This is a genomic window from Nocardiopsis alkaliphila YIM 80379 (assembly GCF_000341005.1).
GTDB lineage: Bacteria > Actinomycetota > Actinomycetes > Streptosporangiales > Streptosporangiaceae > Nocardiopsis > Nocardiopsis alkaliphila.
Genome location: NZ_ANBD01000055.1, coordinates 70,023 through 86,805 on the forward strand (window position 1 = coordinate 70,023; position 16,783 = coordinate 86,805).

A 16,783-nucleotide genomic window follows, 5' to 3' on the forward strand; every position below is an offset into this window, starting at 1 on the left:
GCGGTCAGTCCGCGAACGGTCGCTCACCCGGGGTGCTCCACCACTCGGGGTGGTCGCGATACCAGGAGACCGTGCACGCGAGCCCTTCCAGGAAGGGCACCTGGGGGGCGTACCCCAACTCCTCACGGATGCGGGAGTCGTCGAGCGAGTAGCGCCGGTCGTGGCCCTTGCGGTCGGCTACCGCCCGGACGCGCGATTCTTCCGCTCCGCACAGGTCGAGCAGGGTCCGTGCCATACGACGATTGGTGAGCCCGTCACCGCCACCGACGTTGTACACCCGGCCCGCTGTCCCCTTCATGAGGACGAGGTGGATGGCACGGCAGTGGTCGTCGACGTGCAGCCACTCACGGACATGGGAACCGTCGCCGTAGAGAGTGATCTCTCCACCAGTGAGCACGTGGGTGATCGACTTCGGAACGAATTTCTCCACGTGCTGGCGCGGGCCGTAGTTGTTGGTGCAGCGAGTGACAGACGCGTCGAGTCCGTGGGTGCGGACGTAGGAACGGACGACCAGGTCGGCCGCAGCCTTCGACGCGGAGTAGGGGTTGTTGGGCAGGAGCGGGGAATTCTCGGTCCAGCTCCCCTCGGACAGGGAGCCGTAGACCTCGTCCGTGGACACATGCACCACACGCTCGACGCCACCGCCGAGACAGGCTTCCAGCAGGTTCTGCGTGCCCTGGACGTTGACGCGCACGAACGCCCCGGCCGCCTCCACGGAACGGTCGACGTGTGATTCGGCCGCGAAGTGCACGACGGCGTCATGGCCCGGGACGATGTCGCGCATCAACGCGGGATCGCACACGTCTCCCTGGACGAAGGTGAGCCGCGGGTGTTCGGCGGGCAGGTTGTCCCGGCGCCCCGCGTATCCCAGGGTGTCCAGCGCGGTGACGTCGACCTTGTCGAGCCCGGTGTAGCCACCCGCCAGCAGGGTGCGCGTGTAGTGCGATCCGATGAACCCTGCCGCCCCCGTCACGAGAACCCTCATCCGTGGACCTCCACCTTGCTGTCGTCACCGATGAAGAGGGTGCGGCGATGCGTGACGGGCGAGTCGGTTACCGAGGCGCGGCGCCCGATCACCGAGCTGTGCACACCGATGACACCGCGGACGGCGGCGCCCTCCAACACGATGGAATCCGCTACCCCCGCCCGGTCCAGGACACAACCGTCACCGACCGAGGTGTAGGGGCCGACAACGCTGTCGGAGACGACCGCGCCCGCCCCGATCACCGCGGGCCCGGCCAGGTGGGAGCGTGTGACGCGGGCGCCCTCGCCCACGACGACCGGGCCGACGATCCGGCTGTTCGGGTCCACCGCACCGAGGATCCGCGGTTTCAGGCCCGCCAACAGTTCGCGGTTACAGTCCAGCACGTCCAAGACCCGCCCGGTGTCCCGCCAAAATCCCTGGTGAACGCTGGTGCGGACATCGCCTCCCTGGTCGACCATCCACTGGATCGCGTCGGTGATCTCCAGCTCACCGCGTTCACTCGGCGTGATCGCGTCGACCGCCTCGTGCACGGCAGCGGTCAGGAAGTAGACACCGATCACCGCCAGATCGCTCACGGGGTGCTCGGGCTTCTCGACCAGCCGGAGCACACGGCCTTCGGAATCCACCTCGGCGACCCCGAACCGGCGGGGATCGTCGACCTTGCGCACGGCCAGGTGCGCGTCGCTGCGGTCGGCCCGGAAACGGTCGGCGATCTCGCTCAGACCCCCGGTGAGCATGTTGTCCCCGAGATACATGACGAAGTCGTCGTCCCCGAGGAACCGGCGGGCGATCCGCACACAGTGCGCCAGCCCGAGCGGCGCCTCCTGCCTGATGTACGTGATGTCGACGTCGTGGGACGAACCGTCTCCCAGGACCGCGCGGATGTCTTCCGAACGGTCGCCGACGACCACCGCGACCGAGGTGACCCCCAACTCTCTGACGCTGTCGATGACGTGGCCGAGGATCGGTCTGTTCGCCACCGGGACGAGCTGCTTGGGCATGGAGTAGCTGAATGGGCGCAGGCGCGTGCCCGACCCCCCGGACAGGACCAGGGCTTTCATGAAGTCCCCTTCTCGACTAAGCCGGATGCATCGTGGCCCAGCTATTTGCGCGGTCAACGGTGTCCGCGCCCGCTCGCGCCCTTGTCGAGCACCGCTGGAAAACGTTCGTGATCAGGCCGGTCCGGCGCGCGTACACCGGTTCTCTGACGCTTCTCTAGCCCGGGCGCTGAGACTTCGGTGCACCGGTACGGACTGGGAAGGGAAAGATGCGCACGTACTCGCTGGTCGAAGCGTTCCTTCGACACGCCCGCGAACGGCCTCTGGCGCCGGCCCTGGTCTGGCGGGAAGAGGAGCTCGGTTACGGCGACCTCCTCCGTCGGGCGGACTCGGTCCGTGCCCGGTTGAAGGCGATGGACGCTCCGTCGAACGAACCCGTCTGCCTTCTCGCCGCCAAGTCGCCGGAGGCGGTGGCGATGGTTCTGGCCTGCCTCATGGAGCGGCGCGCCTTTCTCATACCCTCGCTGGATCTGGGCGCCCGCGCACTCCGTGGGTTGATCGACCTCAGCGGTTGTCGCGCGGTTCTCACTCCTGAGGGCACGCCACGGAACCGTGTGCCCGCAGGTGCGGGTGGTGCGGTGCCTCCTCTGCCCGAGGACACGTCGTTCATGCTGACCACGTCCGGTTCCACCGGGATGCCGAAGGTCGTGCCTCTGAGCGCCGGGGCCGTGGACCGGTTCACCCGGTGGGCCGGAGGAAGGTTCGATCTGGGGCCAGGCTCGAGAGTGCTCAGCTACGCGCCGCTCCACTTCGACCTGTGCCTATTGGACGTGTGGGCGACCTTGGCCCACGGCGGTTGTGTGGTTTTGGCGGATCCCGGCCTGGCCGCGCGGGGTGACTATCTCCTCGACCTCGTCGCGCGCTGGGAAGTCTCCACCGTGCAGGCGGTGCCCATGTTCTACCGGTTGGTGGCCGAGGCCGCCGACACGAAACGGCAGTCCCTGCCCGGCGTGCGGCACGCGATCCTCACCGGAGACAGCGTGCCCGGACCGCTCCAGCGTCGTATACCGGACCTGCTGCCCAACGCCCGCCTCTACAACGTGTACGGGTGCACGGAGACCAACGACAGCCTCATCCACGAGATCGAATCCGAGGACGGGCTCGGCGCCCCCTTTCCGCTGGGCTCACCTCTGCCCGGGGTCACCGTCGCGGTCGTGGATTCCGAAGGCCGACCGTTCCGCGGCTCCGGCATAGGGGAGCTGTGGGTGCGTACACCGTTCCAGACCCTGGGCTACCTGGGCCGGGCCAATGACCGGACGGTCTTCGCTGACGATCCGGGTTCCGGCGGACGGAACAGCGGTCCCTTCTTCCGTACGGGTGACCTGGTCCGACGGGACGAGACGGGCCGGATCACCCTGGAAGGCCGTGGCGACTTCCACGTCAAGGTGCGCGGTGTGCGGGTCAACACCCAGGAAGTCGAGCACGTCCTGCTCCACCACCCCGACGTCGTCGAAGCCGTCGTCCTGGCCCGGCGGGATCTGGTCGCCGGTCGTCTCCTGCACCTGGTGGTCCGTAGAACACCCGGGAGCGAACTCAACAGCCTCGTGCTGCGACGCCACTGCGCCGCCAGGCTGCCCCGAGCGGCCCTGCCCTCCACTGTGCGGATCACGGACGATGCCCTGCCCCGCACCTCGACTGGTAAGCCCGACCGTGAGCGGATCGCACGGGTCTACTTCGAGCCCGATCGACCCAACGAACAAGGAGAACAGACATGAGGCACGCCGAGACCATCCGGGAGTTCGTGGTGACGGAGTTCCTCCCGGACGTGAGCGCCGGGGAACTGGAGATGGATCTCGACCTCCTGGAGAGCGGGATCGTCGACAGCCTGGGGCTGCTCAAGGTGATCGCCTGGCTGGAGGAGCGGTACGACGTCGTGGCGGAGAACGAGGACCTGACCCCCGAACGGTTCCGGTCCATCGCTTCCATCGCGGAGTTCCTCGAACAGGCGAACCGCAGCCCGTCGGAAGCGGAGTGACCCATGTCCGAGTTCATCGACGCATTCGTCAACGGGGGGCGTCCTGTGGAGGAGACGGAGTGGGACTCCTTCTGGGAGCGCCTGCGCTCCGGAAAGCCGGTCCCGGGTGAGGCCGCGGCGGTTCTGGCCGGTCTGTCGGCTCGTCGACCCGAGGCCGCGACCCTGTCCGCCCTGCTGGCCTCTTTGGACATGGAGCGCCGCCTCGAGGAGGCCGGGCCCTTCCCTGACACGGTCAACATCGTTGGGACCGGTGGCGGGCCGCGCACGTTCAACGTGTCGGTGGCGGCGGCGCTCGTCGCGGCCGCGACGGGTGTGCGGGTTCTCAAGACCGGTTCTCGGGCCTATACGAGCGGAGTCGGGTCCGTCGACCTGCTTGGCTTCTTGGGGATCCCCCTGACCACGTCCCACGCGCAGACCCGAGAGTTCCTGGACCGCCACGGCGTGGCCTTCCCCGGCGGCTTCGTCTTCCCGACGGAGCTGGCGCTCCTGGCGCGGAGCGTGTACCCGCTCGACATGCGCACGGTGGGGCGGTTCGTCAGCCGTGTCGGTCCCCTGCTGGCCGCGGTGCCCACCACGGCCCAGGTCACCGGGGTCAGCGAGCCCGCCCTGGCCGACCTCCTGCTCCACGCGGCGCGGAGGTCGGGGAGGGCGCTCTGGCTATGCTCCAACGACCTCGGGGTGGACGAGCTGCTCAGCTTCCGTACGAACACGGTGCGCGGCACCGGGGGGAACACGTACGACCTGGACGGCGGGGCCCTCGGACTCACCCCCGGCAGCCTCGACGACCTACGTCCTGTCGAAGGCCGGGAGGCGGTGGCCCGCGACTTCGTCCGGCTGCTGGGCGGGGGCAGATCGCGCGTGGCGACGGAAACCGTCTGCCTGAACGCGGCTGCCCTGGCCCGCGCGAACGGGCAACCCGGGTCTTGGCCGGACCTGGTGGACATCGCGGCCGACGCCGTGTACAGCGGCGCGGCCGTTCGCCTCCTCCACGAACTCAGGGAAACGACCGGGACACGGTCCGGGCCCCCACCTGTTCCGGAGGTCGCGTCGTGAACAGCTTCTTCACGGGCAGGCCGCCGGGAACACCCGGGCTCGTCCTGTTCCTGAACGCGGGGGATCCGCCATTGCGGAACCTGCCTCGTCTGGCCGAGGCACTCGACGCGCTGGGCGTGGACTGCCTCGAACTCGCCGTTCCCTTCCCGAACTCGGCCACCGACGGGCCCGTGATCCGCCGCTCCGCGCACAGGGCACTGTCCGACGGGGTCGACCTCGACCGGGTCTTGGCCGCTGTCGAACGGATCCGGCCCCGGCTGCGCCGGATGCGCGTCGTGCTCCTAGCCGACTGGAGCTACACCGTGCGGCCCCTGGGCATCGGCGCCTTCGTCCGGCGGGTCCGCGACCAGGGGGCGGACGGGCTGCTCGTGCACGGGTTGCCCCCTCGGGGCCGCGACGCGTACCTGGGCGCAGTACGTGAGACGGGCCTGCCCTCCGTCACGACCTGCTACGCGGGTTCCGACCCGGCGGTGGTGGCCAGGGCGGCGGCGGAGGCTACGGCCTTCGTCTATCTCGTCGCCTACTACGGCAGGAGCGGTGGCGCGGGACGTATCGATCCCCGGAGCGTGGCGGCGGCCGCGGCGGAGCTGAGAAAACGGACCGACGTTCCGATCGCGGTCGGTTTCGGAGTGTCCGGAGCCGCTGACACCGAACGTATGCACCGCCTGGGCGCCGACGCGGTGGTCGTCGGCAGCGCCGCAGTCGAGAGCGTGGAGAGGTCCCTGGCCGAACGCCGTGACTTCGTGCACGCGCTGGAAGACCTCGTCCGCCGGCTCCGCTCGAAGCCGGCGAAGTCCCCGGCCCCCGCCCGAACGGGCGCGGCTAGCTCTCAGGGAAAGGACCACAGGAATGATCATCCGTGATCTGGAAAGCGTGAAAACCGTCGAGTGGGGCAACGGACTCAGCCGCAGGCTCCTCCTCGAAAGCGACGGTATGGGGTACTCGGTCACCGACACCACCGTCCGCGCGGGCACCAAGTCCCGCTTGGAGTACCGGAGCCACCTGGAGGCGTGCTACTGCATCGAGGGCTCAGGGGAGGTCGTCAGCGCCTCGGGTGACTCCTACCCGATCACACCGGGCCGACTGTACGCGCTAGACCAGCACGAGGCGCATTACCTGATCGCGTCGCCCGACGCCGACCTGCGGCTCGTCTGCGTGTTCTCACCGGCGTTGACCGGAGACGAACAGCACGACCTCGACGCCGACGGTTTTTCCCAGTACTGAACCACCTCCGACAGGAGTGCACTGATGTTCGATTGGAGCGCCGAGCAGCGGGCCCTGCGTAAGGGCTTGGAATGCCTCGGCGACGAGTTGAGTGACGGCCACCTGGCGCGCGAGGCGGACATGCGCTTTCCCGAAGGACCCTGGAAGGTCCTGCGGGGGAGCGGACTGTTCGGCCTGCCCTTCGGGGCCCGATGGGGCGGTTCCGGCCAGGACCTGTTGACGACGATGTACGTCCTGGAGGGGCTGGGGCTGGTGTGCCGGGACCCCGGGCTGAACTTCTCCGCCGTCACTCACATGGTCAGCACCGGGGTTCCGATCCAGAGGTTCGGCTCCCGCCGTATCAAGGACGTCCACCTGCCCGGGGTGGTCGAGGGCCGCACGATCGGCGCGCACGCGATCAGCGAGTCGGAGGCCGGTTCGGACGCGCTCGCTATGACCACCAGGGCCGTTCCCGACGGCGACGGCTACGTGCTCAGCGGTGCCAAGGCCTTCGTCACCAACGGACCGGTGGCCGACCAGTTCGTGGTCTACGCCCGAATGGGCTCCGGTGGCGGCCCGCTCGGCCTCACCGCCTTCCTGGTGGGGGCCCGCACACCGGGCCTGCGTGTGGGGCCTCCCATGGAGAAGATGGGGTTGCGTACCTCGCCGCTGAGCGAACTGACGCTGGACAGGTGCTGGGTTTCCCGGGAGAACGTGATCGGGCGGCCCGGGGCCGGATTCCTCATCCTGGACCACGTGATGCGATGGGAGGTGCTGTGCTCCTTCGTCACGACCGTGGGAGAGATGCAGCACCGCCTGGACCGCTGTGTCGAGTACACCCGCACACGGAGTCAGTTCGGAGCCCCGATCGGGTCCTTCCAGGCCGTGTCACACAAGATCGTTGACATGAGGATCGGCGTGGACACGGCACGCCAGTGGCTCTACCGGACCGCGGAGCGGATGATCCGGGGCGAGGACGTCACCGCGGACGTCGCCATGGCCAAGCTCGTGACGAGTGAGAACAACATCTCCTCCGCGCTGGCCGCCGTCCAGATCTTCGGGGGCAACGGATACCTGAGCGAATCAGGTCTGGAGAAGGACGTCAGGGCCGCGGTGGCCGGGACGATCTACTCGGGTACCACGGAGATCCAGCGGTGCCGTGTCGCGGCCGTACTCGGGCTGCACGGGGGCATGGGCGGACGCGGGCTGCGGGAATCCGGACGTGAACGGCGGGAACCCGGTTCGGGAACGGGGCGTGAGCCGGCATGAACCCCGACACGTCACAGACCCCACCCTCCCCGGCGTCGCTGAGGGTGACCGATTTCCTCGACCACGACAGCACGGAGGTCGGCGCCTTCGTGGCGGCCGCGCTATCCCCCGGCTCCGACACACCGATCCGGCGTGCCGTGGACCTCTACTACGGCGTGCGAGATGGCATCCGCTACGAGGTTTACGGGGTGGACCTGTCCAGGGAGGGGCTGCGGGCGAGCAGCGTCGTCAGCTCCGGCTCCGGTATGTGTCTGCACAAGTCGGTCCTGTACGCGGCGTGCCTGCGCCGCGTCGGGGTGCCGAGCCGTCTGGTGCTCACGGATGTGCGTAACCACCTGTCGTCGCCCCGGCTCCGGAGCCTGGTTGGTGGAGACGTCTTCCACCAGCACTGCCTGACCGCCCTCCACCTCCAGGGAAGATGGCTCACGGTGACCCCGGTGTTCAACCGTGTGCTCTGCGCGCTCTACAAGATGAGGTCGCTGGAGTTCGACGGAACGGCCGATAGCGTCCATCACCCCTACCACGGCGGGGAGGGCGGGGGCATGGAGTTCCTACGTACCCACGGCACCTTCGAGGACCTTCCCTACGCGATGGTCCTCCAGGACCTCCGCGAAGCCCACCCCGGCCTCCTCCCCGGCACGGGTGATGCCGTGGCGCCGGGCAGCCTGGCGGACGAGGCCGACGCCCCCGGGCCGAGGCCGTGATCATCAAGGTGTGCGGGGCCACCACCGAACAGGACGTGGCCTCCGCCGCGGGGGCCGATCTCGTCGGCCTCTGGCACGCCGTCCCCGGCGGACACGCGAACCTCGGGCTCTCCCGGCTGATCGGTGTCGCGGCGGCCGTGCGGCGTGATCGCCGCGCATGCCTGGTCCTGGTGACCTTCGAGACCGATCCCGGGCGGTTGTTGGAGGCGGTGGCCGTCTCTGGGGCCTCCTGGGTCCAGCTGCACGGATACCAGCCGCCTGGTACGGTCCGCGCGCTCAGACGAACCGCGCCGCGGGGGACCACTCTCATGAAGGTCCTGCACATGCGGGGCGAGCAGTGCCAGGAACAGTCCCTGGTCGAGGCCTACCAACGAGCGGGGACGGACGTCTTCCTCATCGACGCGGTGACCGAGGACGGGTGTGTCGGAAGCACCGCGTCGTCCCTCGACCCAGGGGCGGTACTGGCCCTGGCCGACCGCGTTCGTCTTCCGTTCATGCTGGCGGGAGGGCTGGGACCCGCGTCGAGGGAGCGCTTGCGCGACGTGGTGGCGCACCCGCGTTTCCTTGGAATCGACGTGGACTCGGCGATCAGGGGTAGTGACGGCCGTATCCGGCGGGACCGTGTCAGGGATCTGCTGCACGCATGGCGCGAAGGCCGGAACGGGGGCGATCCGGTATGACGTCCCGGTTCATCGATGCCTTGGTCAGCGCTGACCGGCCGGTGGTGATGGAGGTCAAACGCCGTGCGTCCGACGGTTCCGAACTCTTGGACGGCCGGACGGTCGCCCAGACCGTCGCCGCCTACGAAGCAGCGGGGGCGCCGTGCCTGTCCGTGGTCACCGGCCGATGGTTCGGGGGCAGCGAGGCACTCCTGGCGGAGGTGGCGGGGCTGACCGCGTTGCCGATTCTGCGCAAGGACTTCGTCACCTCCGGAACCAGCCTGGTCAGGTCCAGGGACCTGGGAGCGTCCGCTGTCCTGCTCACCTCGGCGCTCCTCGCGTGTTCCACCCTGGGCCGCCTGGTCGACCAGGCGCTGGATCTGGGTCTCACCCCGTTCGTCGAGGTCGTGACCGAGGAGGAGGCGCTCCGCGTCCCGCGCGCCGGGGAATGCGTGGTCGCCGTGAACAACAAGGACATCCGCGTGCGCGAACGGGGAGCGGTGGAACTGGAACGCAGCAGGAACCTGCTCGCTGCCGTAAGACACGGGGGCACTCCGTGTCCCGTGAGCGCGAGCGGGCTCGAACGTCCCTCCGACGCCGCCGAGATGTTGGAACGGGGATACGCGGGGCTGTTGGTCGGTACGGGCCTGTTGAGGCGCGCGACCCCGCGGGACTGGTGCCAGGAGTTCGACCGTCTCCGGGCGGCGACGTATCCGGCGGCTTCGCCGTCGCGTCCCTGGGGCCAGGTACCGAGAACCGGCCGGTCATCCACACGACGAGATCCAGGGAGTTACCCATGACGATTCTGATCACCGGAGCCACGGGAAGAGTGGGCCGCCGGGTGGTGGACGCGGTCCTGCGTTCGGGAGAGAGAGTGCGGGCGCTGACCCGGGACCCTGAGAACGCCCGACTGCCCGTGGGCGTCGAGGTCGTTCGCGGTGACCTCAAGCAGCCGGACAGCCTGGCCACCGCGCTTGGCGGGGTCGACAGCCTCTATCTGTTCCCCGAGCCTTCGACCGCGCGGGCGGTGGTGGAGACCGCTGTCGAAGCCGGGGTCCAGCGGATCGTGGTGCTTTCCTCCTCCTCGGTGCTGGATGAGAGCGGGGACAACCACAGCGGTGAGTACCACCGGGTTGTGGAACGAGCGGTGGCGGCGTCCGGTGTCGCGTGGACATTCGTGCGCCCCGACGAGTTCGCCGGGAACGTCCTGTGGAAGTGGAGCGCCTCCATCCGCGCGGAGGGCGTGGTGCGCGCACCGCACGCCGATGCCGTGCGTGTGCTGATCCATGAGGCCGACGTGGGGGATGTCGCGGCAGCCGCCCTGCTGGAGGAGGGGCACGCGGATCGTGCCTACCTGATCACCGGACCCGAGGCCCTGACCCAGGCCGAACAGGTGCGCGTCATCGGGGAGGTGCTGGGACGGGATATCCGTTTCGAGGAGCTCACCCACGAGCAGGGGCGCGCGGCCATGCTCGGCTCGATGCCAGAACCGGTGGTTGACATGGTGCTCGGTTACCTGGCCGAGGCGGTGGACTCCCCGCCCCGGGTGTCATCCGTGGTGGAGGAAGTTCTGCGCAGGCCCGCGCGCACGTTCAAGCAGTGGGTCGAGGACCACAGGTCAGACTTCGTCTGAGTCCGCTCAGTCCTCCCCGTCACCCGAACTCAGGAAGAAGCCATGCGTACAGAAGACCACAACATCCAGGAACCCGCGGGGACCGCGGCGAACACTCAGGTCGTGGTGACGGCCATGGGGCCGCCGGAGGCCATGGCCCTGCGTCCGGCCCCCATACCCCGCGCCGGTCGCGGACGAGTCGTCGTGGAGGTCGAGGCCGCTGGGATCTCCTACGCGGAGGTGCAGATGCTCGGACGCCTGCACCCCTTCCCACCCGGTTTCCCTTTCGTTCCCGGCTACGACCTGGTCGGCCGGGTCACCGAGGTGGGGAGGGGGGTCATCGGGGTCCGTCCCGGTGACCGAGTGGCGGCCATGCCCAGGAAAGGGGCGTGGACCCGGTTCGCGGAGGTGCCGGCGAAGTGCCTCGCTCCGGTCCCCGAGGGGATCGACCCGGCGGAAGCGGTCGCGCTGGTGACCAACGGGGTGACCGCGTGGCAGATGCTGCACCGCCTCGCCCGGGTAAGGGCCAGCCAGAGCGTGCTGGTACATGGGGCCTCGGGCGGCGTCGGGACGCTGCTCACCGCCTTGGCGGCCCGGCACGGAATCCACGTGATCGGTACGGCCTCCCCCGGCAAACACGGACAGGTACGGGCCCTGGGCGCCCACCCCTTGGACTACCGCGCACCCGATCTCCCCGACCGGGTGCGCGAACTGGCCCCGGGCGGGTTGGCGGCCGTGTTCGACCACATCGGAGGCTCCGGCCTCGACCAGGGCTGGTCGATGCTGGCACCGGGGGGAGTCCTGGTCTCCTTCGACTCCTCGGTGTCCGGCTACTCCCCGGGTCAGTGGTTCCGACCGCACGTACCCGCGATGCGCCGGGCTCTCGTGTGGAACCTCAAACGCCGGTTGGGTCTGACCGGCGGACGGCGGATGTCCATGTACTACGTCCAGCCCGGAGCGGCGTTCCGGTCGGACTTGGGCGCCATGTACCGGCTGGCCCTTTCCGGGGACTTGCGGCCCCCGGTCGCCCAGCGGTACGCGCTCACGGAGGCGGGTACGGCGATGCGTCGTCTCATGGACGGCGGCGTGGTCGGAAAACTCGTGCTCATTCCCTGAGCGCGAACGCCCCTCCTCCCTTCCGTATATCTCCATCCACCAGTACATAATCACGAGGAGTCGCCATGTCGAAGACGGAAAGCAATGTGAGCGCGACCGAGCGGAACAAGGAGCTGTGCCTGAGCATGGTCGCGGCCTGGAATCGTTGGGATCTCGACGGTGTCATCAAGCACTGGGCGGATGACGTCATCCACTACTCCGAGGACCAGCCAGTGGACTCCGACGAAATGATCCAGCGAATGGAGGCAGGGCTGCGCGCCTTTCCCGATCTGCGTTTGGACGTCCGTAGCATCATCGCCGAAGGCGACCGGGTGACCTTGCGGATCACGGTGACCGCCACCAACAAGGACGAGTTCCTCGGCGAACCCGCCACCGGACGCGGGGTCCGTTGGTTCATGGTCGAGGAGCTGCGATTCGTGGACGGGAAGGTCGTCGAGCACTGGGACGTCTTCAACTACCTGCCCATGCTCAAGGACCTCGGAAAGGTACCCGCCGATCTGATGTGAGGCACCCGGGCTCCGACGGGGAACGCCGCCTGCCGATTTCCGTGGCGACAGGTTGCGTTCCCCGCACGTCCGAGCCTCTCCTGGCCACTCAGAAGGCCAGGTGCGGTTCGGCTTCCTCACGTCGCGGCTTCGGCATGATGTCGAGAGCGGGGTCGGAGGCCAGGACGGCCTGGTGGAGTCTCCGCAGCCGCGGAGACGGCTCCAGGCCGAGTTCGTCTATGAATCGGTCACGCAGCGCCTGGTAGATCTCCAGCGCCTGCCATTGGCGGCCCGATCGGCACATGGCCACGATGTGGTGGGCGTGCAACCCTTCGTGTAGAGGGTGGCGTGCCGTCAGCGCGGTCAGCTCGGTCAGTAGTTCGGCGTGGCGCCCGAGCCGCAGGTCAGCCTTGATCCGGTGCTCCAGGGTGCTGAGCCTGCTCTCCTGGAGGCGCATGGCCTCGATCTCCAGAATCGGTCCTTTGCCGACGTCCACGAGCGCCGCCCCCCGCCACATGTCCAGAGCACGGTCGAACAGCTCCGAGGCCTGGACGTCCTTCCCCGCTTCGGCCGAGCCGAGGCCCTTCGCTACCAGCTGCTCGTACCCGCGTACGTCCACTGCCGAGGGGTCGATGTTCAACCGGTAACCGCCGTGCTGGGTGACCAGAACGCTCTTGGGGCTCAGTTCCGACCGTTGGTCCAGGGCCGATCCGAGGTGGCGCCGAATCTGGAGGATATAGGTCTGGAGTGTGGTCAGGGCGCTGCGGGGGAGTTCTGTTCCCCACAGTTCTTCCATGAGAGTGGAGGCGGTGATGACCTGGTTCGGATTGAGTGCGAGTGTCGACAGCACCTGTCGAGGTTTTCCCGCAGTCGGAAGAAATGGTTTCCCATTTATATTGGCCTCCAGAGGGCCAAGGACCCTTATTTCCATGGCTTTCTCCTGTCAGATCTGGCTGCCCTGTAATAGATAAATGTGCCACCCGGGGCATGGCAGAGTCCAGAGACCTATGAAGGAGTCCGGCAGGAGACATTACCTGCCTTTCATATGAAAAATTCATGAGAGGATGAGTGCGGTCGCACTTGTCTTCCCGTCGCGGCCGGTCAATGATTCTGGTACGACTCAGCCCTCGCCGAACGGCCGGGGCAGCACTCATAACGAAGAGAACGAGATGGGAGCGGCACCATGAACCCGATCGAACCGTACGTTGAGACCGGCGAACTCTTGATCGAGAACCTTGACGAGAGCGCCTACGACGAGGCCACGAGCGGTATCTGCATCTGTTGGAACGAGGCTGTTCTGGACGGTTGACCGCATCGGTCCGTCCTCGGATGACGTTCACCGCCGTCGCTTTGGAGCCGCCCATGACGAACAGACATCTCCCACCGGGATCACTGACTGACGAGGGGGCGGCCGTGCCGGACCGAAGCGGGCCAGGCATCGCCTTCCTGCCCCACTTCCAGCCCGAGGTCGTGCCGGGGGAAGGGGTGTATCTCGTGTCCGAGGATGGGACCACCCTCCTGCGCGGCGCCGGTGTCACCGAACTGGTGGTGCTCCTGGACGGGAGCCGCGACAGGACCGCACTCGTCCGGGACGCCGCGTCGGCGATGTCCGCTGAGGCGGTCAACACCGCGGTGGACCAGCTAGTGGCGGCGGGGGTCGTCTACGAGCCGAACACACCGGGCCCGGGGTGCGAATCGGGCCCGGTGGCCGCCGCTGAGCACGCCTACTGGTCACTGGCCGGGCTGGGCACGGTCGGGCCGTCCGCCCGGACGCTCGGCCCCGAGGTGGAGGTCACGGCCCTAGGAAGGACGATCGGTGAAGAGGAGCTCCGGGCCGCGTTGCGTGCTTCCGGAGTGCTGGCGGAAGGTCCCGCGTCGGCGGGGGTCGAGCTGACAGTCGTGCTCTGCGAGGACTACCTCAGTCCCGGTCTCGGGGAAGTGGACCGGGAGCACCGTGCGGCCGGTCGCCCCTGGCTCCTCGCCCGGCCGGGCGGTGCTCGTCCGTGGATCGGGCCGGTCTTCCAACCGGGGGAGGGCCCGTGCTGGTGGTGCTTGGAACACCCCTTGCGCCACAATCGGCCGACGGAGGCGTACCTGCGTTCGGTCCTCGGCCGGGCCGAGCCCGTCTCGGGCCCGCTCACCGGACTCGCCCCAGTGTCCGTGGCCGCCGCTCAGCTGACGGCCGCGGAGGCACTGAAGTGGGTGGCGGGATACCGGTATCCTGGGCAGAACGCGGTCTGGACGCTGGACAGCCTGTCTCTCACCGGTCGCCGCCACGAGGTTCGGCGTCGGCCACAGTGCGGCGCGTGCGGCGATACCGGTCTGATCGCCGAGCGCGACCGGTCACCCATGACGTTCGTCTCCCGTGCCAAGAGGTACCGGGAGGCCGGGGACCGGTCTCTGACCCCGCAACAGCTCCTGGACCGTTACGAGCACCTGGTCAGCCCGGTTACGGGCGTGGTCCGCGACATCCAGCGAGACCGGAGGGGCCCGCGGTTCCTGAACTGTTTCCACGCCGGCCACAATCCCGTGGTCGGTTCCCCGACCCTCGGAACGGTCCGGGCGGGGCTGCGCGGCCGAAGCTCGGGCAAGGGAGCGACCGAGGTCCAGGCACGAGTGAGCGCCCTGTGTGAGGCGGTCGAACGGCACAGCGGGTTCTTCCACGGTGACGAGGTGACGGTGTTGGGCGACTACCGTTCCCTCGCGGGGGACGCGGTGCACCCGGACGAGGTCCAGTTGTTCCATCCCCGGCAGTTCGCCGGGCGCCGGGAGTGGAACGCCGCACACAGTGCCTTCCACCAGGTCTGCGACCCCTTCGAGGAGGACCAGGAGATCAGCTGGACCCCGGTGTGGTCGCACACCGCCCAGCGGCACCGGCTGTTGCCCACAACCTTGCTGTACTACAACGCGCCCACCCATAACGGACGCAGGTACTGCTGGGCGCACTCCAACGGCACCGCGGCGGGGGCGTGCAGGGAGGAAGCCGTCGCGCAGGGGTTCCTCGAACTCGTCGAGCGCGACGCCGTGGCCCTGTGGTGGTACAACCGGGTCCGGCAGCCCGGGGTGGACCTGGGTTCCTTCAAGGATCCCTGGATCGACGAGCTGGTGTCCGTACACCGTGACCTGGGCAGGCGCGTCTGGGTACTGGACCTCACCAGCGACCTCGGTATCCCGACCATGGCGGCACTCTCCCGGCGGGTCGACAAACCGGCCCAGGACATCGTGCTCGGCTTCGGCGCCCACTTCGACGCCGGAACCACCCTGCGGCGCGCTCTGAGCGAGCTCAACCAGATGCTTCCCCCGGTGGCGCAGGCGCGCGAGGACGGTTCCGGATACGCTCCGGTCGACCCCGACGTACTGAACTGGTGGCGGAAGGCGACCGTTGAGAGTGACCCCTACCTGATCCCCGATCCGGGGGAAGACGCCAGGACACCGGACCACTTCCCCTATGAACCCCGCGATGACCTGCGAGACGACGTGGACGCGGCGGGTGAGCTCGTCCAGGGGCTCGGTATGGAACTGCTGGTCCTAGACCAGACCCGGCCCGACATCGGTCTGCCAGTGGTCCGGGTACTGGTACCGGGGCTCCGCCCGTTCTGGGCCCGGTTCGGCCCCGGCCGCCTGTACGACGTCCCGGTACGCCTGGGACGTCTGTCCGGGCCGACGGCCTACGCGGACCTGAACCCCGTCCCCCTTTTCATGTGAGGACCGGGTCGGCTCCAGTGAGCCGGACCGGACCCCGACACGATCGGGGCCCGGAACCCGGTTCAACCAACCGGTGCCGTGTGACCCACTGCCTGGAGGTATTCCTCGAACGTCAGCAGCGAGGGCCTCCGGGCTCGGAGTGCGGACACGTCGGCCTGGTAGCCGAACTCCTGGAACCACTCGAACATGAGAGCGATCTCGCTGGAGTAAGGGATATGGGGATTGGCTGCCACCGCGTCGGCGGGCAGCTCCTCGAATCTCGTCGGCTCCCCGGTGACGTGTTGAAAGACCCGGGCGATCTGATCGGCGGTCAACTCGTCCCCTGCCAGTTCCACACTGGCGCCTAGGTACTCCTCCGGGTTCTCGAAGGCGTCGGCCACGAAGACACCGATGTCCTGTGTGGCGATCAGCTGGACCCGGGTGTCAGGGTGAAGGGCGAGTGAGAGGACGTTGCCGTCCTCGCTGCGGCGGGGCCCGTTCTGGACGAAGTTGTCCATGAAGAACGTGGGTCGCACCACTGTCGTGGGCACGTCCAGCGACCTCAGACACCGCTCGATGGTCCACTTGGACTCGAAGTGCGGGATGCCGCTGCGGCGCTCGGCACCTCCCACCGAGCTGTAGACCACGTGGCCCACCCCGGCTTCCTTCGCGGCCCGGGCCACGGTCTTGCCCTGGCGGATCTCGCCGCCGATTCCGGATGGCGTCATGAACGTCTGCACGCTGAACACCCCGTCCACACCGGTCATCGCGCGGATGACCGACGAAGTGTCGTCAAGGTCGCCCCGGACGACGTCGGCCCCGGCCGCGGAGAGCCGTCGCGCCGCCTCCGATTCCGGGGTCCGCGTGAGCACGCGGACACGGTGCCCCCGGCCGAGGAGCTCACGCGCTGTCGCCCCGCCCTGGAGCCCGGTCGCACCGAGGACGAGGACGGCCATTTCCCTACTGGTCATGTGGCCCTA

General features: G+C 68.5%; 18 protein-coding genes. 14 read left to right on the forward strand and 4 right to left on the reverse strand.

What is annotated here, in order from left to right:
* Positions 1 to 4: 4 nt before the first annotated feature.
* A complete protein-coding gene (rfbB, locus tag D472_RS0109075) occupies positions 5 to 985 on the reverse strand; it encodes a dTDP-glucose 4,6-dehydratase (protein ID WP_017604165.1) in 981 nt (326 codons plus the stop codon).
* Complete coding sequence (locus D472_RS0109080) at positions 982 to 2,046, reverse strand: glucose-1-phosphate thymidylyltransferase (protein WP_017604166.1); 1,065 nt, start codon at positions 2,044 to 2,046, stop codon at positions 982 to 984. Before D472_RS0109080 ends, rfbB begins: the two co-directional genes overlap by 4 nt.
* A 206-nt stretch (positions 2,047 to 2,252) precedes the next feature.
* Here D472_RS0109080 and D472_RS25130 point away from each other — a divergent pair, with 206 nt between their 5' ends.
* From D472_RS25130 to D472_RS0109140, 12 genes are all read left to right on the forward strand, one after another.
* On the forward strand, positions 2,253 to 3,758 hold the full coding sequence (locus D472_RS25130; protein ID WP_017604167.1) for an AMP-binding protein: 1,506 nt from the start codon (positions 2,253 to 2,255) through the stop codon (positions 3,756 to 3,758).
* Complete coding sequence (locus D472_RS0109090) at positions 3,755 to 4,018, forward strand: acyl carrier protein (protein WP_017604168.1); 264 nt, start codon at positions 3,755 to 3,757, stop codon at positions 4,016 to 4,018. Before D472_RS25130 ends, D472_RS0109090 begins: the two co-directional genes overlap by 4 nt.
* Before the next feature lie 3 nt (positions 4,019 to 4,021).
* Positions 4,022 to 5,071 (forward strand): hypothetical protein, encoded by a 1,050-nt coding sequence (locus D472_RS0109095; RefSeq protein ID WP_017604169.1) that lies wholly within the window; start codon positions 4,022 to 4,024, stop codon positions 5,069 to 5,071.
* A complete protein-coding gene (gene trpA / locus D472_RS0109100; protein WP_017604170.1) occupies positions 5,068 to 5,934 on the forward strand; it encodes a tryptophan synthase subunit alpha in 867 nt (288 codons plus the stop codon). Before D472_RS0109095 ends, trpA begins: the two co-directional genes overlap by 4 nt.
* Complete coding sequence (locus tag D472_RS0109105) at positions 5,921 to 6,295, forward strand: ectoine synthase (RefSeq protein WP_017604171.1); 375 nt, start codon at positions 5,921 to 5,923, stop codon at positions 6,293 to 6,295. The genes trpA and D472_RS0109105 overlap by 14 nt, the downstream gene beginning before the upstream one ends.
* Before the next feature lie 24 nt (positions 6,296 to 6,319).
* The gene (locus tag D472_RS25135; RefSeq protein ID WP_017604172.1) at positions 6,320 to 7,543 is read left to right on the forward strand and encodes an acyl-CoA dehydrogenase family protein; all 1,224 of its coding nucleotides are present in this window, start codon (positions 6,320 to 6,322) and stop codon (positions 7,541 to 7,543) included.
* On the forward strand, positions 7,540 to 8,247 hold the full coding sequence (locus D472_RS0109115) for a transglutaminase-like domain-containing protein (RefSeq protein ID WP_017604173.1): 708 nt from the start codon (positions 7,540 to 7,542) through the stop codon (positions 8,245 to 8,247). The genes D472_RS25135 and D472_RS0109115 overlap by 4 nt, the downstream gene beginning before the upstream one ends.
* On the forward strand, positions 8,244 to 8,927 hold the full coding sequence (locus D472_RS0109120) for a phosphoribosylanthranilate isomerase (protein WP_017604174.1): 684 nt from the start codon (positions 8,244 to 8,246) through the stop codon (positions 8,925 to 8,927). The genes D472_RS0109115 and D472_RS0109120 overlap by 4 nt, the downstream gene beginning before the upstream one ends.
* Positions 8,924 to 9,706, forward strand: coding sequence for a beta/alpha barrel domain-containing protein (locus D472_RS0109125; RefSeq protein ID WP_017604175.1), 783 nt, complete (start codon positions 8,924 to 8,926; stop codon positions 9,704 to 9,706). Before D472_RS0109120 ends, D472_RS0109125 begins: the two co-directional genes overlap by 4 nt.
* Positions 9,703 to 10,539 carry an NmrA family NAD(P)-binding protein gene (locus tag D472_RS0109130; RefSeq protein ID WP_017604176.1) on the forward strand — a complete coding sequence of 279 codons (837 nt, stop codon included), beginning with the start codon at positions 9,703 to 9,705 and terminating at the stop codon, positions 10,537 to 10,539. Before D472_RS0109125 ends, D472_RS0109130 begins: the two co-directional genes overlap by 4 nt.
* A gap of 42 nt (positions 10,540 to 10,581) precedes the next feature.
* A complete protein-coding gene (locus tag D472_RS0109135; RefSeq protein ID WP_017604177.1) occupies positions 10,582 to 11,634 on the forward strand; it encodes a zinc-binding dehydrogenase in 1,053 nt (350 codons plus the stop codon).
* 65 nt (positions 11,635 to 11,699) lie between these two features.
* Positions 11,700 to 12,140 (forward strand): ester cyclase, encoded by a 441-nt coding sequence (locus D472_RS0109140; RefSeq protein WP_017604178.1) that lies wholly within the window; start codon positions 11,700 to 11,702, stop codon positions 12,138 to 12,140.
* Between the two features lie 88 nt (positions 12,141 to 12,228).
* Here the strand turns inward: D472_RS0109140 and D472_RS0109145 are convergent, their stop codons facing one another.
* A complete protein-coding gene (locus D472_RS0109145) occupies positions 12,229 to 13,050 on the reverse strand; it encodes an AfsR/SARP family transcriptional regulator (RefSeq protein ID WP_026117520.1) in 822 nt (273 codons plus the stop codon).
* A gap of 252 nt (positions 13,051 to 13,302) precedes the next feature.
* Between D472_RS0109145 and D472_RS29285 the strand changes: the two genes are divergently transcribed.
* Both D472_RS29285 and D472_RS0109155 read left to right on the forward strand, forming a co-directional pair.
* The gene (locus D472_RS29285) at positions 13,303 to 13,428 is read left to right on the forward strand and encodes a hypothetical protein (RefSeq protein ID WP_017604180.1); all 126 of its coding nucleotides are present in this window, start codon (positions 13,303 to 13,305) and stop codon (positions 13,426 to 13,428) included.
* A gap of 104 nt (positions 13,429 to 13,532) precedes the next feature.
* Positions 13,533 to 15,824, forward strand: coding sequence for a TOMM precursor leader peptide-binding protein (locus D472_RS0109155; RefSeq protein WP_017604181.1), 2,292 nt, complete (start codon positions 13,533 to 13,535; stop codon positions 15,822 to 15,824).
* A gap of 62 nt (positions 15,825 to 15,886) precedes the next feature.
* Here the strand turns inward: D472_RS0109155 and D472_RS0109160 are convergent, their stop codons facing one another.
* Complete coding sequence (locus D472_RS0109160) at positions 15,887 to 16,774, reverse strand: NmrA/HSCARG family protein (protein WP_017604182.1); 888 nt, start codon at positions 16,772 to 16,774, stop codon at positions 15,887 to 15,889.
* Positions 16,775 to 16,783: the final 9 nt, after the last annotated feature.